The sequence below is a fragment of the Hespellia stercorisuis DSM 15480 genome (genome assembly GCF_900142165.1).
GTDB classification, from domain to species: Bacteria; Bacillota; Clostridia; order Lachnospirales; family Lachnospiraceae; genus Hespellia; species Hespellia stercorisuis.
Genome location: NZ_FQZY01000010.1, coordinates 39,746 through 62,689 on the forward strand (window position 1 = coordinate 39,746; position 22,944 = coordinate 62,689).

Here is a 22,944-nt window from a genome sequence, read left to right on the forward strand (position 1 = left end):
AATTCATGATATAGTATCGGATTGATACAGGAGGAGAAAAATGAAGGTAACAAAAATAGAAGTATTTCATATACATACAAGAAAAACAACCGGACAGAGACCAATCATCGTTCGTGTAGATACCGATGCCGGGATCTACGGTCTGGGAGAAGTGGGACTTGCATACGGCGCTGCAGGTCACGCCGGGGCGGCAATCATAAAGGATCTGGCAAAATATGTGCTGGGCAGAGATCCATTTGACACAGAGAAATTGTGGAATGATTTTCTGACGAAAACATTCTGGGGACAGGGCGGGGGAACCGTGATGTTCTCCGGAATCAGTGCTCTGGATATCGCGCTGTGGGATATCAAGGCAAAAAGCCTCGGAGTGCCTCTGTACCGGCTGCTGGGAGGGAAGGTGCAGGAAGATCTGAGAGTCTACGCATCGCAGATTCAGTTTACCTGGAATGAACCTGGCAGGAGAATGCTCTCCAAAACAGAGGAGTACGCCGCTTATGCGAAAAAGGCCGTAGCGGAAGGCTATGACTGTGTGAAGGCGGATGTGCTGGCAGTAGACCAGAATGGAGCTCCTATTACAGCAACCAGAGGCGCCATTCCCCATGCTGTCGTGAAGCTGGGGGCAGAGCGTGTCGCGGCAATCCGGAAGGCGATCGGTGACGATGCGGATATCATCGTGGAAAATCACGGAAATACGGATACGGCCTCTGCGATTGAATTTGCAAAGGCGATCGAACCATACCGGATTTTATATTATGAAGAAGTGAACAGTCCGCTAAATCCGGAGCTCACGGAGCGGGTAAAAGAAAAGACAAGCATTCCGCTTGCGGCAGGAGAGCGGATATACTCCCGATACGGGTATCTCCCATTTCTCAGAGCGCGCTCGCTGGATTTGCTGCAGCCGGATCTGGGAAGCTGCGGAGGTGTCTCAGAATTTAAAAAGATCAGTGACGCTGCAGCGGTTTACGACGTGGGGATCCAGGCACATGTGGCTGGAACAGCCATTATGGAGTCGGCGGCGGTCCACGCGGAAATCTCCATACCGAATTTTGTGATTCATGAGCATCACCAGAAAGCATTTCTGGATGAGTACAGAGAACTGGTGACTGTGGATTACCAGCCAGTCAACGGCAGATACCGGCCGCTCGAAGCCCCCGGAATCGGGATTGACATCACGCCGTATGTCTACGAGCATTCGGACCGGTTCGTACTGGAGTAAAGTTACGAGAAATCAGTAAAGCTTTCTACAGGTTTTTATGATGAAAACGTAGCTATATATTATTTTTTTTCTTTTTCAAATCACGATATTGAGAAGGATGCAATAAAACACTTGCGAAAACCGGATACTTGTGCTAAAATGAGACTTGCGTATTTGCAGGAGGTATGAACAAATGGAAATTTTGAAAATTGTATTAACTATCATATTCGTAATAGATTGTATTGCATTATCAGCTATCATCCTTCTTCAGGAAGGTAAATCAGCAGGACTTGGAACCATCAGCGGAGCTGCTGACAGTTACTGGGGACAGAACAAAGGCCGTTCCATGGAAGGCGCTTTAGTAAAATCGACAAAGTTTTTGGCTGTTTTATTTTTAGCATTGGCATTGGTTTTGAACTTAGGTGTGTTTAACTAACAAGTGAATGAAGATGACAAAGACACTCTGTAACAATATGGAGTGTCTTTTTTTGTGCTGACAATGAGCCGGTCGAAATCGTGCTTGCACGAATTTCATCCGGCGAATGTCCATCATCGAACAACGCAGTTGTGAGATGGTGAATCAGCACACGATCGAGCAAGGTCCAGGCTCGATCGCTGACAATGAGCCGGTCGAAATCGTGCTTGCACGAATTTCATCCGGCGAATGTCCATCATCGAACAACGCAGTTGTGAGATGGTGAATCAGCACACGATCGAGCAAGGTCCAGGCTCGATCGCTGACAATGAGCCGGTCGAAATTGTGCTCGCACGGAAGAAAAATCGTAAACACAGGGTGACGAATCTGTCAGAAAAGGATATAATGAATAGAAGTGAGCCAAGCGCTTGCATTTGGCGAACAATGAATGGCGATCATGATAGCTGCAAAGCAGCGTCAAGCACTGAAAGTGCGAATCATGATATAATAAAGAAGAAAAACGATTATACTAGTTTATATACAGCAGAGCGGATCATGGAGATCTGCACAAAAAAGCTGTGCAGGAGAGAAAACGAGGAAAGAAAACAAGAATGAATAATACATTTGAAAAAAGAAAAAAAGTAATATATGATTTAATATGCGATGATTTTTATGTGCCAATGAAGGCAAAAGAACTGGCAATGCTTCTGGATGTACCGAAGGAGCAGCGGGGAGAACTGCGCGAGGTGCTGGATTCCCTCGTGGAGGAAGGCAGAATCACAATCTCCAAAAAAGGAAATTACCTGAAGGGGGAAAGCAAACACCTGGTGGGGATGTATCAGGCCAACGCGCGTGGTTTTGGTTTCGTGATTCTGGAGGAGGAAGAGTCGGATGACATCTTCATTTCCGAGGAGAATACGAACGGGGCGTTTCAGGGAGATAAAGTAGAAGTGATTGTGACAAAGTCTCCGGAGGAGCGCAGAAAAGAAGGAAAGATTGTGAAAATCCTGGAGCGCGGCACGACGACGCTGGTCGGTCTGTATCAGAAGAGCCGGAACTTTGGGTTTGTGAAGCCGGACAATCAGAGATTCAGCCGGGACATTTATATTCCGAACGAATTATCCAATGATGCGGTCACCGGTCACAAGGTGGTTGTGGAATTGACAGCATACGGTGATGCCAATACGAAGCCGGAGGGCAGAATCATTGAGATCATTGGACACATTAACGATCCAGGAACGGATATTATGTCGATTGTCAAAGGGTATGACCTGCCGGTCGAATTTTCGGAGAAGGTCATGAACCAGGTGGAACGCGTGTCCAATGAAGTGAGCGAGGCGGATATGGCGGGCCGCATGGATCTGCGGGACTGGCAGATGGTGACCATTGACGGTGAGGATGCCAAGGATCTGGATGATGCGATCTCGCTTGTGCGGGACGGCGACGGGTTCAAGCTGGGTGTGCACATCGCAGATGTGTCGAATTACGTGCAGGAGAACAGCGCACTGGACAAAGAGGCGCTCAAGCGTGGAACCAGTGTGTATTTGGTGGATCGCGTGATTCCCATGCTGCCGCACAAGCTGTCCAACGGAATCTGCTCCCTCAATGCGGGGGAGAACCGTCTTGCACTCAGCTGCATTATGAATGTGGATAATAAAGGTGTTGTGACAGACCATGTAATCGCAGAGACGGTGATAAAAGTAGATGAGCGTATGACCTACACCAGTGTGGCGAAGATTCTTGTGGATCACGATCCGGAGGAGATAGCGCGCTACGAGGCGGAGGTGGAGATGTTCGGACTTATGGAAGAATTGTCCGGGATCATCCGCAAGGCACGTGAACAGAGGGGATCCATCGATTTTGACTTCCCGGAAACGAAAGTGATTCTGGATGAAAATGGAAAACCGATCGACATTAAGCCGTATGACAGAAATATTGCCACGAAAATTATAGAGGATTTCATGCTTCTGGCCAATGAGACGGTTGCGGAGGAATATTTCTGGAGAGAACTTCCTTTTGTATACAGAACACATGAGACACCGGACGAGGAAAAAATCAAGACACTGAGTACATTTATCAATAATTTTGGCTATCATATCCATGTGGGTACCGGAGAAGTGCAGCCGAAGGAGATACAAAAGCTTCTGGCGAAGGTTTCTGATACGCCGGAGGAGGCACTGATCTGCCGTCTGGCGCTCCGTTCCATGAAGCAGGCGAGATACACTCCGGAGAATGCAGGACATTTCGGGCTTGCAGCAAAGTACTACACCCACTTTACGTCGCCCATCCGCCGGTACCCGGACCTGCAGATCCATCGGATCATTAAGGAAAATATCCGCGGCAGGTTAAAGGGAGAGCGCGCGGATCACTATACTCAGATTCTGCCGGGTGTGACGCTGCAGGCGAGCCAGATGGAACGTCGGGCGGAAGAGGCCGAGCGGGAGACAATCAAACTGAAAAAAGTAGAATACATGCACGAGCGCATCGGGGAAGTCTTCACGGGTGTGATATCCGGCATCACCAAATGGGGTGCATATGTAGAACTGCCGAATACCGTGGAAGGTCTGGTGCACGTGACGAACATGCGCGACGATCATTATGAATATATAGAAGACCGGTATGAATTAATCGGTGAGCGCACGCATAATATATATAAACTGGGACAGCCTGTCAAAGTTGAACTGATGGGCGTGGACAAGCTGCAGAGAACGATTGATTTTCTGTTTGCGGATGAAGATGCGATTCCGGGAGAGAAAAATCCGGACAGAATGCATCGTGAAGTGCGAACCTTCCGTCCGGAGAACAGCCGTAAAAAAACGGAAAAGCAACGTCCCGGCAGAGAGTCAGATAAAAATAAAAAGAAATATGGGAAGAACTCCGCGAAGAAAAAGGGCGGAAAGAGAGGGTTAAGAGATGGCAAAGACAGAAGGAAAGCTAATCGCCAACAATAAAAAAGCTTACCATGATTATTTTATAGAAGAAAAATATGAGACGGGAATCGTGCTTCATGGCACGGAGGTGAAATCCCTACGTATGGGGCAGTGCAGCATCAAAGAAGCGTTCATCCGTGTGGAGAACGGCGAGATGTTTATCTACGGCATGCATGTCAGCCCGTATGAAAAGGGAAATATTTTTAACAAAGACCCGCTCCGTGTGAGAAAACTGTTGCTTCACAAGAACGAGATCAACAAGATCCTCGGAAAGACGAAAGAAAAAGGAATCACAATCGTGCCGCTGAAAGTGTATTTCAAAGGAAGTCTTGTCAAAGTAGAGATCGGTCTCGCGAAGGGGAAGAAGATGTATGATAAGCGTGCGGATATAGCGAAGAAAGATCAGCAGAGAGAGGCGCAGCGAGACTTTAAAGTGCGTAATCTCGATTAAACGTGTTACCAGGGACAGGGTAAAGCGCAGTTAGGGACAGGGCAAGGGGCAATTGGGGACGTAGCAAAGTGATAGCTTTGCTACGTCCCCAATTGCCCCTTGCCCTGTCCCTAAATGAAGTCCCTGGCTAAATATCTGAAACAAAAAATCCTGTAGGAAAAGATCCTACAGGATTTGTGAGCGTGCGTGAGAAGATTCGAACTCCCGGCCTTTTGGTCCGTAGCCAAACGCTCTATCCAGCTGAGCTACACGCACATGCGATAAAACTTTCGTTTCACAGCAAGATTTATTCTATAGCATCAGCGGATATTTGTCAATGATTTTTTGAAATTAAATAAAAACTTTTTGAGATGCAGTGACAGAAGCTCTCAAATTATTTTTGCGTTTTCGGTTTATACAGATGTCTTGGGATACCATCTACCATAACAGGAGAAACATCACCCTGAATCAAAGGCTTCACATAATTAACAAATTCGTCGGTTACGTAAGTTCCTTCTATATTCACCCATTCTCTTGGAACCAGTTTTTCATCGTTGGCAATCTTGTGAACATCTTTTACCTCTGTTCCGCTCTGGTAAGGATCGTCGGAGAGACGCTTGATGACAACCATCTTGCCTGAATCTCCCTCGTCGGCAGCTTTTACAGCGGCACCGCCTACCTGATATGCTTCGAGGATATCCACGCGGGAAGCAGAATGTGATGCGGAACGCTGCAGTGTGCTAAATTCGATAGCACGCGTCTTACAGCCGATCTCACCGGCGATGAAGCTGGCCAGATATGCTGCGGTTCCGGATAGCTGTTTGTGACCAAATGCATCCACAAAATCAACACTCTGTCCGAGTTCACAGACGTAACGTCCGTCGTCGAGTTTGATTCCCTCGGAGACAGCGACTACAACGGAGGTTTTCTCGCTCAGCAGCGATTTTACACGCTCGCTGAATTTCTGCAGATCAAACGGAAGTTCGGGCAGATAAATCAGATCTGGTCCGGTACAGTCCTCGCCCTGCGCAAGAGCCGCCGCACCTGTGAGCCATCCGGCATTGCGCCCCATGACCTCGATGATGGAGACCAGACCGTGCGGATATTCCAGACAAAAACCATCCCGGATGATTTCCTTTACAGAAGTTCCGATGTATTTGGCAGCACTGCCGTACCCCGGAGTGTGGTCTGTCAAAGCCAGATCATTGTCAATGGTTTTCGGACAGCCGACGAATCTGGTCGGGTGACCGGTCACAATAGCATAGTCAGATAATTTTTTAATTGTATCCATGGAATCATTGCCGCCGATGTAGATGAATGCTTCGATCTCCAGTTTGTCCAGAATAGAAAAGATTTTCTCATATACTTCTCCGTTCTCATGGATTTCCGGCAGCTTATAGCGGCAGGAGCCCAGATAAGCAGCCGGTGTTCTCTTCAGCAGCTCCGCATCCAGTTCATTTGTAATATGCTCAGAGAGATCGATGTAGCGTTCATCCATCAATCCTTGTATTCCATGCAGCATACCGTAGATTTTTTTGGCACCACGGTCCTTGGCGGTGCGGTAAACACCCGCCAGACTTGAGTTGATTGCAGCGGTCGGTCCGCCGGATTGTCCTACAATTACATTTCCTTTCATACCTTGTACCCTCCTAATATAGTCAGTCGTTTATAAATAGTTTAGTGCATTTTGCTGTATTTGTAAATGGAAAATAGAAAAAAGTTGTGAAAAATGCAAAAAACATAAATGTTAAAATTTAGTGAAGATAGAGATTGTCGGCTTGCGAAAAACGTCAAAAGATGATAAACTATATCGGCATATGTAACATGTGCGTGAAAAGGTAAAAGATATGGAATAATGTCAATATATGATCACTATGCGACAGGGGAAAGGGAACAATTATGGGAAAAGGAAGTTCAAAACGGCAGGAACGTGAGAACTATAAGAAAGCACAGGAACAGAAAAAACGTCAATTGGAAAAGCGTCAGGCGAGAAACGGAGGAAACCCGGCGAAGTCTTACACCGGGGAGCCGAGGGGCAGAAGATCCGGGAAAAGCAGCGGCAGGTCTTCGGGTGGAAACAATGAGATTGGCAAAAAAGTCGGACTTGTGCTGTGTGCGCTGCAGCTGCTGGCATCACTTGTGTTCATGGGATCGCTCCTGGTATTGAATATGCTGCCGAATAAATATCTGATTGCAGTCGGCGGAGTCCTTCTCGTATTACTTATTTTGATTGGGATCAGTCAGTTTTTGTCGCGGAAAAATGGAATCGCAGGGAAGGTTGTCAGTGTGATTCTGATTATTGTTCTTGTGGCAGGTTCTTTTTATGTGATTAGAGCAAACAGCGCGGTTTCGAAGATTACAAAGAGCAGTTCGGATGGGAATTACAAAACCGATAATATCGTAGTAGCGGTCAAGACAGAAGACTCTGCGAAAAAGATAAAAGATGCCAAGAGTTATAATTTTGGTGTTCAGTATGTAATGAAGCCGGAGAACACAAATGAGACAGTGGCTGCGATCAATAAAAAGCTGGGTTCTGAGATTACGACAACAGAATACCAGAGTCTGCCGGAGCAGGCCAATGCATTGATGAATGGAGAGGTGCAGGCGATTATTTACAATGAGGCATACACGAGTCTGTTAGAAGATTCGGTGGAAGGCTATTCAGACAACGTCCGCATTATCTATACAAATAAGGTAAAGAGCGAGGTGTCTGTGGAGGAGACCAACGCAACGGTGGATGATACATTTACAGTGTACATCAGTGGTATTGATGTTTACGGAGATATTTCGACCAGCAGCAGAAGTGATGTGAATATCATTGCAGTGGTCAATCCGACATCACATCAGATTCTTCTGGTCACGACGCCGAGAGATTATTATGTACAGATTCCGGGGATATCCGGGGGACAGTGTGATAAGCTGACGCATGCTGGAATTTACGGGGTGGATGCCTCCATGGCAACATTGGCACAGCTGTATAACACACAGATTGACTTTTATTCCCGCGTGAACTTCACATCGCTGGTACAGATCGTAGATGCACTGGGCGGGGTGGACGTAGATTCGCCGCAGACATTTACAACGAGTGAGGATTCCGGACTGGTGATGGATGTTGTGCAGGGAATGAACCACTTTACTGGTGAACAGGCTCTTGCTTTCTCCCGTGAGAGACAGAACGTGGAAGGCGGAGATAATCAGAGAGGTGTCGATCAGCAGCTTGTGATTACAGCGATGATCAAAAAGATGCTCTCTCCGGCGATGCTGACAGGAGCGAACGGCATTATTTCCAGCGTCAGCGGCAATATAGATACGAACATGTCACAGGAGCAGATTCAGCAGCTGATCAAGACGCAGCTTGATACAAATCCGACATGGAGCATTAAGTCGGTGGCGGCAGATGGAACAGCGGATGAACAGGCATGCTTCTCTTCCGGCGAAGAGCTGCTATATGTTACGCAGCCGAATATGGATACGATTAATGCGATTCAGGCAGAAATTACAGCCGTTCATAGCGGCGAGGCACTGACGGATTCGGCAACATTGAGCGGAGAGTAAAAAACAAGAAAAAGAAAGAAGAGCGACATGATGAAAAAAATCACAGAAAGATGGAATCTTTCATTTGTATACAAATTGCTGTATCTGATACTGGACGCGATATTCATTAATGTGAGTTCCTTTCTGGCGTTGTGGATACGCTTTAATATGCACACATCCGAGATCCCGATCGAATATATGACATCTGTCAGGGATGTCGCATGGGTTAACACCCTTGCAACTTTGGTGATATTTGCGCTTCTCAGGCTGTATTCCAGCCTGTGGAGATTCGCGAGCATCAAAGAGCTGGTTTATATTATGGAAGCTTGTGCGGCGTCTGTTCTGGCCAATGTATTGTTTTACTTTTTGACATACAGGACTATTTACAGAAGTTACTTTTTGATTTATGCAACGGCACTGTTTTTGCTGACCTGTGTCAGCAGGTTTTCGTATCGTTTGGTTCGACTTCTTTACCGCGGGAACATTCACGGAGCACATGCAAGAAATACGATGATCATCGGAGCAGGCGAGGCCTGCAACATGGTTATGAAAGAGCTGGAGCTCAGCACAGAGCTGGATGCAAAGATCTGCTGCATTATTGATGATAACAAAAGAAAACACGGGACATATCTTCATGGAATCAAGATTGTCGGCGGCCGTGATGACATTTTGAAATATGCAGAAAAGTTTGGAATTACAGAGATTATCGTTGCAATTCCGAGTGCAGGAAAAAGGGATCAGCAGCAGATACTTCAGATCTGTCAGCAGGTGCCAAATTGTGAACTCAAGATTCTTCCGGGTGTTTATCAGCTGGTGAATGGCGAGGTCAGTGCATCGCAGCTTAGAACGGTTGAGATAGAAGATCTTCTGGGCAGGGAGCCGGTTCAGATTACGACAGAAAAAATCGGTCGTTATGTTTCGGACAAAGTGGTTCTCGTCACCGGAGGCGGCGGGAGCATTGGCAGCGAGCTGTGCCGCCAGATCGTGGCAAACGGAGTGAAACAACTGATTATTTTTGATATTTATGAAAACAATGCGTATGATATTCAACAGGAATTAAAGCAGGATTTTCCGAATCTGGATCTGGTAGTTTTGATCGGTTCGGTGAGAAACGGACGCAAGATCAACAGTGTGTTTGCACAGTACCGTCCGGACATCGTGTATCATGCGGCAGCGCATAAGCATGTGCCGCTCATGGAGGACAGCCCGAACGAGGCAGTCAAGAACAATGTTTTCGGAACATATAAAGTAGCATTGGCAGCAGATAAATTTGGAGCGGAGAAGTTTGTTCTCATCTCAACGGACAAGGCGGTAAACCCGACCAACATCATGGGAGCCACCAAGAGAATGTGCGAGATGGTTATACAGATGTTCAACAACCATTCCAAAACTGAATATGTGGCGGTGCGCTTCGGTAATGTACTCGGAAGCAACGGAAGTGTGATTCCACTTTTCAAAAAACAAATTGAGGCAGGTGGACCGGTCACGGTGACACATCCCGATATCATTCGGTACTTTATGACAATCCCGGAGGCAGTGTCCCTTGTGCTTCAGGCCGGTGCAAGCGCCAAAGGCGGAGAAATCTTTATTCTGGATATGGGGCAGCCGGTTAAAATTGTTGATCTGGCGAAAAATCTGATCAGTCTTTCAGGCTACACGCTCGGGGTGGACATGGAGATCAAGTACACCGGACTCCGGCCGGGGGAGAAGCTTTACGAGGAAATGCTCATGAGCGAGGAGGGCCTTCAGGCAACGGAGAACAATCTGATTCATATCGGGAAACCGATTGATTTTGATGAGAAGGAATTTCAGGCTGATCTCGCGGCTCTCTACAAAGAGGCGTACGGTGAGACAGACCATATGAAGAGGATCGTTCACAAGATTGTGCCGACTTATCATCTGCGAGAAGCGGATATCATCCGTGACCGCCTGATTCAGGAGAGTCTGAAAGATGATTTCCCAGATGTAAGCTCAGATCTGCCAAGCGATTTTCTGGAGCAGGGAATCGCGGATACTCCCGCAGCAAAATAAAAACGAATATTAATAAGACAGGCAGAAGGGGACAGGTTTTAACTCGTCCCCAAATCTGATTGTGGGAATGCATTGCTATGTACAGAAGATTCCCGGAAACGTTACCCATAAAAAACAAAACACAATGAATGAAATATCAGAAAAAAGGAGCAGCACAATGAACATACCGTTTTCACCACCGGATATCACAGAAGCTGAAATAAACGAAGTGGCAGACGCTCTCAGGAGCGGCTGGATTACCACGGGACCAAAAACCAAGCGCTTTGAAAAAGAGATGGCACAATTTTGCCAGACGGAGGGAGCTCCGTCCCTGATGGCAGTGGCACTCGGGTCGGCAACCGCTTGTATGGAGATGACGCTCCGCGTGATGGGAATCGGACCGGGAGATGAGGTTATCACCACGGCATATACATATACGGCGACCTGCAGTGTGATCTGTCATGTTGGGGCGACTCCGGTACTTGTGGATACATTGCCGGGATCGTTCGATATGGATCCGGCACAGGTTGAAGCCGCAATTACGGAGAAGACCAAGGCGGTAATCTGTGTAGACCTTGCGGGAATTGTATATCCGTACTACCAGGAGATCATGGAGATTGCGGAGCGGAAAAAATCGCTCTTCACCGCAGGAAATGACAGACAACGCGCTTTTGGGCGAATCCTCGTCATGGCAGATGCGGCTCATGCGTTCGGAGCAGCCCGCGGCGGCAGAAAAGCAGGGGAGATTGCGGACTTCACGTGCTTCTCCTTCCATGCTGTAAAAAATCTGACGACAGCAGAAGGCGGAGCCGTGATCTGGCCGAGGCGGGATGGCATCGACAACGAAGAGCTTTACCATGAATTTATGCTGCTCTCCCTCCACGGGCAGTCCAAGGATGCACTGGCTAAGACGAAGCTCGGCGCCTGGGAATACGATATCGTGGCACCGTACTACAAGTGCAACATGACGGACATCATGGCATCCATCGGGCTGGCACAGTTAAAACGCTATCCAGAGCTCCTGAGAAGAAGAAAAGAAATTATTCAAAGATACGACGAAGCGTTTAAAGAGCTGGATGTTACTGTGTTGGAGCATTACACAGAAAAGACACATTCCAGCGGCCACCTCTATCTCGTCCGCATGAACGGAAAGACCAGAGAAGAAAGCAACGAGGTCATCACCAGAATGGCAGAGGCAGGAATCGCAGCGAACGTCCATTACAAGCCACTTCCGATGATGACAGCATACAAAAATATGGGGTTCGACATAACAGATTTCCCAAACGCGTTCCGCCAGTTTGAGAATGAAATCACCCTCCCCCTCCACACCTGTCTGAAGGATGAACAAGTAGAGTATGTTATTAACACATTTTGTGATATAATGTACGCGACAGCAAAGAGCAGTGCCAGCAGGTGACGACAAGTGTTTACGTTGTGCTTGCACATAAGTAAATACTTGTCGTCACCTGCTGATAGGGCGAAAGCCCGCGAGTGAGATGAAGCAGAGCGGAATCGAACGGCACGGCGGATGACGATCATGAATTGGCACTTTAATTCATGATACAAAGCCCGCAAGAGAGCCAAGCGTCTACATTTGTCGAACGGCTCTGCGAACAACTGGAATTATATATTGAAATCGAAAAGCAAAAGGAGCGATTGCCATGCTGAATAAGTGGTCTGCACTACCTGGGAAAATGAAGAGAGAGGCTGTAAAGCCATATTATATACTATTACGTAAGAAGGAGTCTGACCTGCGCTTAAAGCGCATGCTGGATTTCTTTCTTGCTATTTTCCTGACGGTGATCCTGTCCCCTGTGATGCTGATTACAGCCATTGCAATAAAGCTGGACAGCCGCGGACCGGTGTTCTACCGGCAGGAGAGAGTGACGCAGTACGGCAGAATCTACCGGATCTTCAAGTTCCGGACGATGGTGACCGATGCGGACAAAAAAGGACCACTTGTGACTGGAGCCGGGGATGCAAGAATCACAAAAGTGGGAAATAAACTGCGCAAGTGCAGGCTGGATGAACTTCCGCAGCTGTTCAACATCATCGCCGGGGATATGACCTTTGTGGGAACCAGACCGGAGGTGATGAAGTACGTGGAGCAGTATACTGATGAGATGTATGCAACACTGCTTTTACCGGCGGGGGTGACCTCCACGGCGAGTATCGCATACAAGGATGAGGATGACGTGCTGGAGCAGTGCATGGCAGAAGGCATGAATATGGAAGAGGCATACGTAAAGCGTGCTCTTCCCGAAAAGATGAAATACAATCTGGAGGATATCCGCAGTATGAGCATAAAAAATGATATCCGCATTATGATAAAGACGGTTCTTGCCGTACTTCGATAAAAAGGTAGGAAAGAATACTATGAAAAGAATAGCAGTCATTACGATGGGCGTAAAATTAAATGATGAGAAGGGCTATACGAGATTCCGTTATCTGAGTGAATTTCTGGTAAAGGCCGGATATGAGGTGGATCTGATCACGACGACCTTCCAGCATTGGGAGAAAGAGCAGCGTGATATGGAGCGGATTCAGAAAGACATCGATGGGGGTGTGTATCCGTTTGGCCTGAAATTTATCTATGAGCCGGGGTACAGGAAAAATATTGATCTGAAGCGTGTTAAGAGCCACAGTATCGCGGCAAAAAATCTGACAAAGCTTCTGGAGGAGACGCCGGATTACGATCTGCTCTACTGTGAGATCCCGCCGAATGATGTGGCACTCGCGGCAGCAGAGTACGCAAAAGCGCACAACATCCCGTTTGTTCCGGATGTCAACGATCTGTGGCCGGAGGCTATGCGGATGGTGCTGGACGTCCCTGTAGTCAGCGATATCCTGTTCCATCCGCTGCAGAGAGATGCGGAAAAAGTATATTCTCTGGTGAGTGGAATCATTGGAACCTCTGACGAATACAGAGATCGGCCGTTGAAAAACCAAAAGCTCAGCGTGCCGAAAGCAACGGTGTACGTGGGAAATGAACTGGCAGAGTTCGACGCGGGAGTCGCAGAGCACGGTCCGGAAGTGGAAGCGAAGAAAGGTGCCGATGAATTTTGGGTATCCTACGCCGGAACAATCGGGACGAGCTATGACATCCGAACCATGGTGCTGGCGGGCGAGGAACTGAAAAAGCGGGCAGCACTTTATTCCACAGACGAAATGAAAAAGAAAGATCCGGGCAATATCCGCATCAAGATTCTCGGGGGAGGACCGCTCAAAGAAGAATTAGAGAAACTTGCACAGGAGCGGAAGTGTGACAATGTAGAATTTGTGGGTTATGCACCCTATCCGGAGATGGCCGCGTATCTGGCAAAATCCGATATTCTGGTCAACTCCTTTGTCAAAAAAGCACCCCAGAGCATCGTGACAAAAATAGGCGATTACCTTGCAGCGGGAAGGCCCATGATCAATACCTGCATGAGTCCGGAGTTCCGGAAAAAAGTGGAGACGGATGGATTCGGAATCAATATTATGCCTGAGGATGTAACAATCCTTGCGGATGCGATCGAAAGCCTGTACAATGACGAGGAGACGAGAACACGGATGGGAATGACGGCACGGAAAATTGCCGCTGAGCAGTTTGACAGACCGAAGTCTTACAGAAAAATCGCAGAGTTGATTGAAACCGTAATCGACCGGTCAAAAGGTGTGAACGGCTAATCGCTCGAGAAAACCAATGACGATACAGAGGAAAAATTATGAAACAGCAAATTAAGTCAGAGCAGAGACCGTATTTCAGCATTGTGATGCCGACCTACGGTGTGGAAAATTACATCAGAAAAGCAATAGACAGCATTCTTGCACAGACATTTACCGCTTGGGAAGTGATTGTGGTAGATGACTGTACGCCAGATGACAGTGCGAAGATCGCGCAGGAGTATGCAGACAAAGATGCGAGAATCCGGGTGCTTCACCACGAGAAAAACAAAGGCTTAAGTCCTGCCCGGAATACAGGTGCCGCAGCGGCATCCGGAGAATATATCTGGTTCATGGATCCGGATGACTATGTGGATGACAGTCTTCTGCAAGAGGTGTACAAATCATTGCAGAAGAACAGAGCACAGATTGTCGTGTTTGGTCTGATCGAGGAGTATTACGATAAAAAAGGAAATCTCAGCTACAGCCATAAGGTTGCACCGCAGGAAGCTTATTACAAGACAGCGGAAGGACTCCGTAAAAATGTGATTTATCTGGAGCAGGAGACGCTCTACGGATATGCGTGGAACAAATTTTATGATCTTTCGTATATGCGTACACTGAATCTGCAGTATGAGAATGTGAAGCTCATAGAAGATATTGTGTTCAATGTGAAATTCTGTACGGACATTGAACGGATGAATCTGCTGCCCATCACGCCGTATCACTACGCGAAACGAATGGAGGCCAATCTGACGAATAAGTTTGTACCGGATTACTATGCACTTCACAAACGGCGCATTGACATCATATTTGACCAATACAATTACTGGAACATGGACACCCAGGAGGTGCGAAGCATTCTGGGCAGTCTTTACGGGCGGTATATTGTGTCCGCGCTGGTGCGAAACTGCGATAAGCGGTCTGGTATGCACAACAAAGAACGCTACAAATGGTGCAGGGAAGTGTTCGCCAGTTCACTCTTCAATGAGCTGATTCCCTGCGCAAAATCCAGTGGAAGTGTCAGCCTGGCGGTTGCACTGTTTTGTCTGAAATGGAAAAAAGCAATGTTCTGTCTGGCACTGGGGCGGTTTGTTTACATCGCGCGGGAAGCGCTGCCGATGGTTTATTCAAAAGTAAAATCAGGGAGATAATTATGGGAAAAATACTATCCATTGCAGTTCCAAGCTACAATGTGGAGCAATATCTGAATAAAGGTTTACCGACCTATGCGGATGACCGTTTAAAGGAAACGCTGGAGGTACTGATTGTCAATGACGGTTCCACAGACCGGACGGCGGAGATTGCACAGACCTATGTGGAGCAATATCCGGAAATCTTCCGTCTGATCAACAAGGAAAACGGTGGACATGGCTCGGCGGTGAACGCGGGGATCGACCATGCCACCGGGAAATATTTCCGTGTCATTGATGGCGATGACTGGGTGAATACGGACAATCTCGTGAGCCTGATCGAGCAGATGAAAACACTGGAGACGGATATCGTCATTGACGAAAAGCGGGAAGTACATATGGTGACTGGAGAGACCGAGCATTTTCAGCTGCCGGATTATGTTGAAAAAAACAAAACACTGCAGTTTGCGGATATATGCAGCCGAGAGGACATTGGATCCTACATTATGATCCACACATTGTCGGTGAAACTTGAGGTTTTGAAAAAATACAAAATTCATCTGTTGGAACACATTTTTTATGTGGACTACGAATATATTGTAAAGGCGACCTGCGAAAGCCGGACGATCACGTTCCTGCCAATTGAAATCTACCAGTATCTGGTGGGCAATGCAAATCAGAGCGTGGCGGCGGCGAATTATGTGAAGCGCTACAGCCACCACGATCAGGTGACAAAAGAAATGCTGCGGTTTGCGGCATCGAAAGACTATACAGGTTCCAGGAAAGCATATCTGGAGCGGAAGGTAAATCTGATTGTTCATACACAGTATAACATCGCATTGATTTTCAATCCGGACAGAAAAGAGGGGATAAAGCAGGCGAGGGAATTGCGGGCATATCTGAAAACCAACTACCCGCAAAATGCGCAGGCGACGGACAAGCGCTATCACCAGGCAGTGATCCTGCACTATTTGGGATTTGACGACAGAAAATTAAACAAATTAATGGGGAGAAATTAATGAAGTTAGATAAAGCAATGAACCAGATTAACGTAATTTATAAATGTGTGTTTATTATAGCCATGCTGATCAGTGCAGTGCCTTTTTTACATGAGAAATATTCACAGTATATTAAGATCCTGCTTCCGGTAGGGGGAGTGCTGCTGCTGTATGAGGTTTATAAGGGCTGGAAGAGCAAAAGCTGTCCGCCCGTATTGCGTTCAAAGTATGTCTGGTGTCTGTGTGCGTTTATCGCGTCCTATGGAATCACGATTCTGATCAATCGAAGTGGACATTTTTCTGAAAATGTGAAAGCATGGTGCCACATGATCATCATTCTGGTCCTGTTTTTCGGCGTGGACATGACCCGCCCGAGGGAGACTGTGATCAAAGAGATCCGATGTGTCTACAGGACGATAATCTATTCGACATTTGTCTGCTCACTGGTCTGCTTCTGGACATTTCTGATCCAGCTCAATGTGATGTACAAGATTGAGGGGGCAGAGATGCACATCGGTTTGTATGACAATCGATTGTGGGGACTTTATAATCCGAATACAGGTGCGACCCTGAATGTTATTTCGATCATTCTGACACTGGCTGCACTTCTGGAACAGAATAAAATAAAAAAATACAAAGGAAAACGTGTCTTTTTAATCTTCAATCTAATACTTCAGTACCTGTGTCTGGTGCTGTGCGGATCCAGGGCGCCGACGTTTTCTCTGCTGATGGGAGTGGGGATCATGGTTATTGTACTGCTTCCAAAAAAACTGGCGAAGACAGGACTGATTACGATTGGACACTATGCGAAGGCAGCGGTGGTGGCACTGGTAATGATCGCGGTGCTGCTCGGCGTGGAAGGAAGCGTAAGAAATGGGCTCTGCTATGTACCGCATGTCTGTTATAATTTAACGGAAACACCGAGGAAGGTAAGCACAGATCTGGTTGAGAGCAAGCTGCTGCCGGGTACGGTGAAGGTTCATAAGGCGAAGAACAGGAATGTCAGTCTTACCAGAAAAGAAAAGACGGAGGATCGGGAAGGCGGCATGCTCACCGGGCGTACGGATTTGTGGAATGCCGGACTGCAGGAATTTAAGAAGACGCCTGTGTTTGGAATCGGCAGGGAGAATGTATACGACCGATGCAAGTCTTACATCACCAGTAAGATATGGCTGGCAAGTCTGGATGTGGGTGGTTTGCATAACATGTACCTGACGATTCTGGTGTCATCCGGAATTGTTGGATTTCTGATTTTTGCAGTGTTCGTAATCCTGACACTCAAAGGAATCTGCCGTTATGGGTTTAAACAGCAGGGCTTTACAGACAACCACTTATTTCTCGCAAGCGTGACGATTCTGTTTTCCATGGCAGTAATGGAGACTATGGAGGCAAGAATACTGTACAGGGTAGGTATTTTCTATGTTCTGTTTTTCATGATCTATGGATATACCATGTATTTCGTACAGGCAGAAGATCAGGAGAAATCTGATGAAAATCATTAACGCGGCAAAGAGACAGAGTCTGGGAACGGAACGCTCAAAGAGCACCCGGGACAGAGGAAGACAGAGCAGGCGTGAAAAGGAGTAAGATATGCCAAAGATATCAGTAATCGTACCGGTCTACAACTGCGAAAAATACATAGAACACGGCATTAAGTCTGTCCTCGGACAGACTTATACTGATTGGGAGCTGATTTTAGTCAACGACGGTTCCACGGACAGCAGCGGAGTCATTTGCAGAACCTGGGAACAGAAAGACAGCCGGATTCGCGTGCTGGAAAAGGAGAATGGCGGAGGTGCAGGAGAGGCGAGAAACCGAGGGACGCAGATAGCAGAGGGCGATTTTATCGCGTACTTGGATTCCGATGATTACTACAGACCGGCTATGCTGGAGGAACTGGTGACTGCACAGGAAAAGCACGATGCAGACGTGGTCGTTGCCGGTTTTGAAGAGTTCGTGGACGAAGAGAGCAATCGGTTCCGCGGGAGGACGGCGTATCCGGAGCAGACACTCTCTGACAGCGAAGAAGTGAGAGACTTTTTTATAGAACATTATCCGGAGGGACTTTTGGGGTTCCCGTGGAATAAACTATACCGCGCGTCAATTATACAGAAGTACTGTATTGAGTTTCCGAAGATGCGGAGGCTGGAGGACGGTATCTTTAACGTATTGTTTTTTGAACGGTGCGATCGCGCAGAGATCATCGGGACAGCCTCATACTGCTACCGGGCAAGCGGCCAGGTGGAGCAGGGAAAGCTGCCCTATGATTTTTTTCAGATCATGAAAGTGTTCGTGAATCAATATTATGATGCGCTGGATCGCTGGGGGCGCGACATTGGAGCCAGTGAGAAGAGCATGGTGAGTTATTTTCAGAATGATCTGGTGTGCTGTCTTGAGAACATGCTGCAGTCGTGCTGGAAAAAGCCGGTGAGAGAAAAATACAAAGATATAGAGCGGATTCGCCGGGATGAGCTGACACAGCGCATGCTCGCCAAAGAACGGTATGCTGGGAAATATGCGCGGATCGCATTGCGTCTGTTTGAAAGTCGTCATTTTGGACGGATGAGAGTCTGGATGCGCATGAAGGCATTCCTGAAAACAAAATGTGGAAGTATATTTTACAGACTAAAAGAAAAGTTGAACAGATAATCTGACCGTGAAGGCGCGCAGAATGCTGTGTCGGTGAAGCAAAACGACAGAAAGGAAAACAGATGAGTAAGCTGTTGGAAAAACTAAAGAAAAATCCATATGCGGCAAAATTTCTGACAAATACAGGATGGCTGATTTTTGACAAGGTCTTTCATATGGCGCTGTCTCTTGTGGTCACTGGAATGGTGTCTCGTTATCTCGGTACAGAAAAGTATGGCTATCTTAGTTATGGATTGGCATTCATAGAGATTTTCACCATTGTCTGTAAACTTGGAATTGATGGAATTATTGTAAATGAATTGGTGAAGCAAAGAGAAAAAAATGGAGAAATATTAGGGACGACAATTGTGCTCCGTTTGATTTCCAGCCTCCTGTCGCTCGCACTGACAGCTGTTTTTGTGTGGGTGCTGAATCCGGGAAAGATGGTGATACTTGCGATTACCATGATTCAGTCTGTCTCGTTGATTTTTGTGGCGTTTGATACATTGGACTATTATTTTCAGTCGGTGCTGCAGTCAAAATACGTGGCGCTGGCGAGAAGCATATCCTATCCGCTGGTCTGCCTTTTGCGTTTGATTCTGGTACTTGTCAAAGCACAGGTCGCGTGGTTTGCCTGGGCAACCGTGCTGGATGCGGTAACAATCGGAATTGTGCTGGTATACTTTTATTACAAGAGCACTGCAAAGCTCCGGCTGGACGAAGCGGTACTGACGAATACAGAACCGGTGGACGGAGATGATGGAACACAGACGCTGGCGGGAACAAAAAGATACAAATTAAAGTTTTCAATGTCTATGACCCGGTATCTGATGAGCCATAGCTATCACTTTATTGCCGTTAGTCTGCTGGTGACTATCTATACACAGATGGACAAGTTGATGGTAGGGTATCTGTCCACCCAGACGGAGGTGGGACTTTACTCGGCTGGAATGCTTGTTGCCAATCTCTGGATTTTTATTCCGAATGCAATCATTGATTCCGGACGCCCCCTTATTATGACACTGAAAGCGGAGGGGCGGGAGGAAGAATATCAGAAAAGAATGAAGCAGCTGAGTGCAGGCATTATCTGGGTCAGCATACTGGCGGGGGTATTTTTCAGTGCTGCAGGTACTTTTGTGGTATGGATTATTTTTGGGAAAGACTTTATGGCAGCAGCCACTGTGCTGCGAATTTTGATCTGGTCAAGATTGTTTTCGCTGCTTGGAACTGTGCGGAGCGTATGGATGCTATGTGAAAAACAGGAAAAGGATATCAAATATTTCATCGGTCTGGGCGCGGCGGTCAATGTGGTGCTGAATGCGGTTCTGATACCGCAAATAGGTGCGGCAGGTGCGGCGGTGGCAACGCTTGTGACAGAAGTAGTATCTTCATTTATTGCAACAGGAGCATATAAAAAGACGAGACCACTCTGCAAAATGTATCTTGAGGCATTGCTGCTGAAGGGAGTATGGAAATAAAAGGAAGCGAATGCTTTGGGAGCTGTATAATCGGTGTAGTGCTTGATTTTAGCGGCTTGGCGTGAAATCATATGCATGGAAAAAGGGTAGCATTCACAAGCAGGATATGGTATAATATGACGATAAATATTAAGAAATGTAATAAAAATGTAAAAAATACGAAAAGAGGAAGAAATCATGAAGATAGCAGTAGCAGGAACAGGGTACGTTGGACTGGTTACTGGGGTATGTCTGGCAAGCAAAGGGCATGATGTTACATGTGTGGATATTGATGAAGACAAAGTACAGGTAATGAAACAGGGAATTTCACCGATCTATGAGCCGGGATTATCCGAGCTGATGAAAGAGAACATGGAGCATCTGACATTTACCACAGATTATGTATCAGCTTACAAGGACGCGGAAGTAATCTTTATCGGTGTGGGAACGCCGGAGAAGCAGGATGGATCCGCAAATCTGACGTATGTTTATCAGGTGGCAAAACAGATTGCGCAGAGTGCAAAGCGCGACTGCGTGGTTGTAGTAAAATCAACGGTGCCTATTGGGACAAACGATAAACTGGAGTCTTATATTCATGATAAGCAGAAAGCAGATGTCAACATCTATGTAGCTTCGAATCCGGAGTTCCTTGCACAGGGAACGGCCGTGAAGGACACACTGCATGCATCCAGAATCGTGATTGGCGTGGAGTCTGAGGAGCCGGGAGAGATCCTGCAGAGAGTGTATGCTGACTTTGAAGCACCGAAGCTGATCGTAAAGCGAAGAAGCGCCGAGATGGTGAAGTATGCTTCGAATGATTTCCTCGCTTTGAAAATCAGTTATGTCAACGAAATTGCCAATCTGTGCGAGACAGTAGGTGCAGACATCACAGAGGTTACAAAAGGCATGGGCTATGATGCCAGAATCGGTGACCGTTTCCTGAACGCGGGAATTGGTTACGGAGGATCTTGTTTTCCAAAGGATACCAAGGCACTTAGCTGGCTGGCAAGCTTCAATGATAAAGAGATCCGCACGGTGAAGGCTGCAATAGAAGTGAATGACAGTCAGAAGTTCAAGCTGATCAAAAAAGCGAAAAAATACTATGAGGATTTTCTGTTTTTGAATGTAGCAATTCTTGGATGCACATTTAAACCGGGAACGGATGATCTGCGCGAGGCACCGTCACTGGTGAACGTTCCACTGCTGCTGGAGGATGGCGCACATGTGAGAATCTGGGATCCGGTGGGCACAGATAATTTCCGGAAGAAAATACCAAACCAAAAAATCCAGTACTGTGAGAGTATTGATGAGGCACTGGTGGATGCAGATATATGCTTTATCTTTACGGAGTGGGATGATGTAAAGAAATATGATGTTCAAAAATACAAACAGCTCATGAAAACGCCAATTGTTCTGGATGGAAGAAACTGCTACGGGCTGGATGCGTTTGAAAACACAGGGATAACATATGCTTCTGTAGGCAGACCTACAGTGAATGACAGATAAAGCGAGGGTGAACGAATGAAGCTGATAATTCAGATTCCGTGTTATAACGAAGCGGAGACATTAGAGGTAGCACTGAATGATCTACCAAAACATATAGATGGCATTGATGTGATAGAGTATCTGATTATCAATGACGGAAGTAAGGATAATACAGTCGAAGTAGCAAAAAACTGGGGCGTAAATTACGTCGTGAACTTCCGAAACAATAAGGGGCTTGCCAGAGGTTTTATGGCAGGTCTCGACGCGTGTTTAAGGAATGGTGCGGACATCATTGTAAACACAGATGCAGATAACCAGTACTGCGGTGCGGACATTGAGAAGCTGGTGAAGCCGATTCTTCGCGGGGAGGCTGGAATGGTGGTCGGAGAAAGACCGATTGATGAGACGGAACATTTCTCACCACTGAAGAAAAAATTACAGCATTTTGGCAGCTGGGTGGTACGGAAAGCATCGAAAACGGATATTCCGGATGCGCCGAGCGGATTCCGTGCATACAGCAGACACACTGCGATGCGTATGAATGTTATCAATGAATATACATACACGCTTGAGACAATTGTACAGGCCGGGCGTCAGAAGATGGCAGTTAAATCTGTGCCGATTCGTACAAATGCAGAACTGAGACCGTCGAGACTATTCAGCAGCATGTTTGGATATGTGAAAAAGTCCATGCTGACAATAGGGCGGGCGTTTATGATGTACAAACCGCTGTTCTTTTTCAGCTGGATATCCGGTATTTTTGGCGTGACAGGTGTTGCGTTAGGCATTCGATTTCTTGTGTATCTGTGCGAGGGCCGTGGCAACGGACACATACAGTCTCTGGTACTGGCAAGTATGCTGATCATAATCGCAGTTCTGGCCGGGGTGATCGGGCTTCTGGCAGATGTGATATCAGCCAACAGAAAGCTGTTGGAAGACATTCAGTTTTCCGTGAGAAAAATGGAATATGGAAAAGGTCACGAGGAGAGCAAAGAAGAGAACGAAAAAGGTCACGCGGAGAATAAAGAAGAGAACGAAAAAGGTCACGCGGAGAATAAAGAAGAGAACGACTGCGAGGAATAAC

Annotated in this window: 17 protein-coding genes and 1 tRNA gene; 16 read left to right on the forward strand and 2 right to left on the reverse strand. The window is 46.9% G+C overall.

The window, feature by feature from the left end; genetic code table 11:
- Positions 1–40: 40 nt before the first annotated feature.
- The 4 genes from BUB85_RS03730 (at position 41) to smpB (ending at position 4,991) form a co-directional block, all read left to right on the forward strand.
- Positions 41–1,216: a mandelate racemase/muconate lactonizing enzyme family protein gene (locus BUB85_RS03730; protein WP_073105334.1), complete on the forward strand. Its 1,176-nt coding sequence runs from the start codon at positions 41–43 to the stop codon at positions 1,214–1,216.
- A 172-nt stretch (positions 1,217–1,388) separates the two neighbouring features.
- Positions 1,389–1,631, forward strand: coding sequence for a preprotein translocase subunit SecG (gene secG, locus BUB85_RS03735; RefSeq protein WP_073105340.1), 243 nt, complete (start codon positions 1,389–1,391; stop codon positions 1,629–1,631).
- 590 nt (positions 1,632–2,221) lie between these two features.
- Positions 2,222–4,561: a ribonuclease R gene (gene rnr, locus BUB85_RS03745; RefSeq protein WP_084533899.1), complete on the forward strand. Its 2,340-nt coding sequence runs from the start codon at positions 2,222–2,224 to the stop codon at positions 4,559–4,561.
- Positions 4,524–4,991, forward strand: coding sequence for an SsrA-binding protein SmpB (gene smpB / locus BUB85_RS03750; RefSeq protein WP_073105347.1), 468 nt, complete (start codon positions 4,524–4,526; stop codon positions 4,989–4,991). The genes rnr and smpB overlap by 38 nt, the downstream gene beginning before the upstream one ends.
- 181 nt (positions 4,992–5,172) lie before the next feature.
- On the opposite strand, the gene BUB85_RS03755 is transcribed toward smpB, so the two are convergent.
- A tRNA-Arg gene (locus BUB85_RS03755) sits at positions 5,173–5,246 on the reverse strand.
- 118 nt (positions 5,247–5,364) lie between these two features.
- The gene (locus BUB85_RS03760) at positions 5,365–6,606 is read right to left on the reverse strand and encodes a 6-phosphofructokinase (protein ID WP_073105350.1); all 1,242 of its coding nucleotides are present in this window, start codon (positions 6,604–6,606) and stop codon (positions 5,365–5,367) included.
- A 263-nt stretch (positions 6,607–6,869) separates the two neighbouring features.
- Here BUB85_RS03760 and BUB85_RS03765 point away from each other — a divergent pair, with 263 nt between their 5' ends.
- The 12 genes from BUB85_RS03765 to BUB85_RS03820 all read left to right on the forward strand — a co-directional run bounded on the left by BUB85_RS03765 (position 6,870) and on the right by BUB85_RS03820 (position 22,943).
- Positions 6,870–8,525, forward strand: coding sequence for an LCP family protein (locus BUB85_RS03765; RefSeq protein WP_084533900.1), 1,656 nt, complete (start codon positions 6,870–6,872; stop codon positions 8,523–8,525).
- Between the two features lie 30 nt (positions 8,526–8,555).
- Entirely contained in the window at positions 8,556–10,535 is a 1,980-nt protein-coding gene (locus BUB85_RS03770) for a polysaccharide biosynthesis protein (protein ID WP_073105543.1), read from the forward strand.
- Between the two features lie 157 nt (positions 10,536–10,692).
- Positions 10,693–11,931 carry a DegT/DnrJ/EryC1/StrS family aminotransferase gene (locus BUB85_RS03775; protein ID WP_073105354.1) on the forward strand — a complete coding sequence of 413 codons (1,239 nt, stop codon included), beginning with the start codon at positions 10,693–10,695 and terminating at the stop codon, positions 11,929–11,931.
- A 244-nt stretch (positions 11,932–12,175) separates the two neighbouring features.
- On the forward strand, positions 12,176–12,871 hold the full coding sequence (locus tag BUB85_RS03780) for a sugar transferase (RefSeq protein ID WP_073105358.1): 696 nt from the start codon (positions 12,176–12,178) through the stop codon (positions 12,869–12,871).
- Positions 12,872–12,890: 19 nt separating this feature from the next.
- Positions 12,891–14,183 carry a glycosyltransferase family 4 protein gene (locus BUB85_RS03785; RefSeq protein ID WP_073105360.1) on the forward strand — a complete coding sequence of 431 codons (1,293 nt, stop codon included), beginning with the start codon at positions 12,891–12,893 and terminating at the stop codon, positions 14,181–14,183.
- Positions 14,184–14,221: 38 nt separating this feature from the next.
- Entirely contained in the window at positions 14,222–15,313 is a 1,092-nt protein-coding gene (locus BUB85_RS03790) for a glycosyltransferase family 2 protein (protein ID WP_073105363.1), read from the forward strand.
- A gap of 2 nt (positions 15,314–15,315) precedes the next feature.
- Positions 15,316–16,311 (forward strand): glycosyltransferase family 2 protein, encoded by a 996-nt coding sequence (locus BUB85_RS03795; RefSeq protein ID WP_073105366.1) that lies wholly within the window; start codon positions 15,316–15,318, stop codon positions 16,309–16,311.
- Positions 16,311–17,792 (forward strand): O-antigen ligase family protein, encoded by a 1,482-nt coding sequence (locus tag BUB85_RS03800; RefSeq protein WP_073105368.1) that lies wholly within the window; start codon positions 16,311–16,313, stop codon positions 17,790–17,792. Before BUB85_RS03795 ends, BUB85_RS03800 begins: the two co-directional genes overlap by 1 nt.
- A gap of 88 nt (positions 17,793–17,880) precedes the next feature.
- On the forward strand, positions 17,881–18,939 hold the full coding sequence (locus tag BUB85_RS03805) for a glycosyltransferase family 2 protein (RefSeq protein ID WP_073105372.1): 1,059 nt from the start codon (positions 17,881–17,883) through the stop codon (positions 18,937–18,939).
- Positions 18,940–19,001: 62 nt separating this feature from the next.
- The gene (locus BUB85_RS03810) at positions 19,002–20,396 is read left to right on the forward strand and encodes a flippase (protein WP_073105375.1); all 1,395 of its coding nucleotides are present in this window, start codon (positions 19,002–19,004) and stop codon (positions 20,394–20,396) included.
- 177 nt (positions 20,397–20,573) lie between these two features.
- Positions 20,574–21,881 (forward strand): UDP-glucose dehydrogenase family protein, encoded by a 1,308-nt coding sequence (locus tag BUB85_RS03815; RefSeq protein WP_073105378.1) that lies wholly within the window; start codon positions 20,574–20,576, stop codon positions 21,879–21,881.
- A 15-nt stretch (positions 21,882–21,896) separates the two neighbouring features.
- Positions 21,897–22,943, forward strand: a complete 1,047-nt coding sequence (locus tag BUB85_RS03820; RefSeq protein ID WP_084533901.1) for a glycosyltransferase family 2 protein — start codon at positions 21,897–21,899, stop codon at positions 22,941–22,943.
- Position 22,944: the final 1 nt, after the last annotated feature.

Excerpts from the sequence above, each read along its gene's own strand:
- BUB85_RS03800 (WP_073105368.1), top strand. The coding sequence starts at position 16,311 with ATGAAGTTAGATAAAGCAATGAACCAGATTAACGTAATTTATAAATGT.
- BUB85_RS03780 (WP_073105358.1), top strand. The coding sequence starts at position 12,176 with ATGCTGAATAAGTGGTCTGCACTACCTGGGAAAATGAAGAGAGAGGCT.
- BUB85_RS03820 (WP_084533901.1), top strand. The coding sequence starts at position 21,897 with ATGAAGCTGATAATTCAGATTCCGTGTTATAACGAAGCGGAGACATTA.
- BUB85_RS03770 (WP_073105543.1), top strand. The coding sequence starts at position 8,556 with ATGAAAAAAATCACAGAAAGATGGAATCTTTCATTTGTATACAAATTG.
- BUB85_RS03805 (WP_073105372.1), top strand. The coding sequence starts at position 17,881 with ATGCCAAAGATATCAGTAATCGTACCGGTCTACAACTGCGAAAAATAC.
- BUB85_RS03815 (WP_073105378.1), top strand. The coding sequence starts at position 20,574 with ATGAAGATAGCAGTAGCAGGAACAGGGTACGTTGGACTGGTTACTGGG.
- secG (WP_073105340.1), top strand. The coding sequence starts at position 1,389 with ATGGAAATTTTGAAAATTGTATTAACTATCATATTCGTAATAGATTGT.
- BUB85_RS03760 (WP_073105350.1), bottom strand. The coding sequence starts at position 6,606 with ATGAAAGGAAATGTAATTGTAGGACAATCCGGCGGACCGACCGCTGCA.
- smpB (WP_073105347.1), top strand. The coding sequence starts at position 4,524 with ATGGCAAAGACAGAAGGAAAGCTAATCGCCAACAATAAAAAAGCTTAC.
- rnr (WP_084533899.1), top strand. The coding sequence starts at position 2,222 with ATGAATAATACATTTGAAAAAAGAAAAAAAGTAATATATGATTTAATA.
- BUB85_RS03765 (WP_084533900.1), top strand. The coding sequence starts at position 6,870 with ATGGGAAAAGGAAGTTCAAAACGGCAGGAACGTGAGAACTATAAGAAA.
- BUB85_RS03810 (WP_073105375.1), top strand. The coding sequence starts at position 19,002 with ATGAGTAAGCTGTTGGAAAAACTAAAGAAAAATCCATATGCGGCAAAA.
- BUB85_RS03785 (WP_073105360.1), top strand. The coding sequence starts at position 12,891 with ATGAAAAGAATAGCAGTCATTACGATGGGCGTAAAATTAAATGATGAG.
- BUB85_RS03775 (WP_073105354.1), top strand. The coding sequence starts at position 10,693 with ATGAACATACCGTTTTCACCACCGGATATCACAGAAGCTGAAATAAAC.
- BUB85_RS03730 (WP_073105334.1), top strand. The coding sequence starts at position 41 with ATGAAGGTAACAAAAATAGAAGTATTTCATATACATACAAGAAAAACA.
- BUB85_RS03795 (WP_073105366.1), top strand. The coding sequence starts at position 15,316 with ATGGGAAAAATACTATCCATTGCAGTTCCAAGCTACAATGTGGAGCAA.
- BUB85_RS03790 (WP_073105363.1), top strand. The coding sequence starts at position 14,222 with ATGAAACAGCAAATTAAGTCAGAGCAGAGACCGTATTTCAGCATTGTG.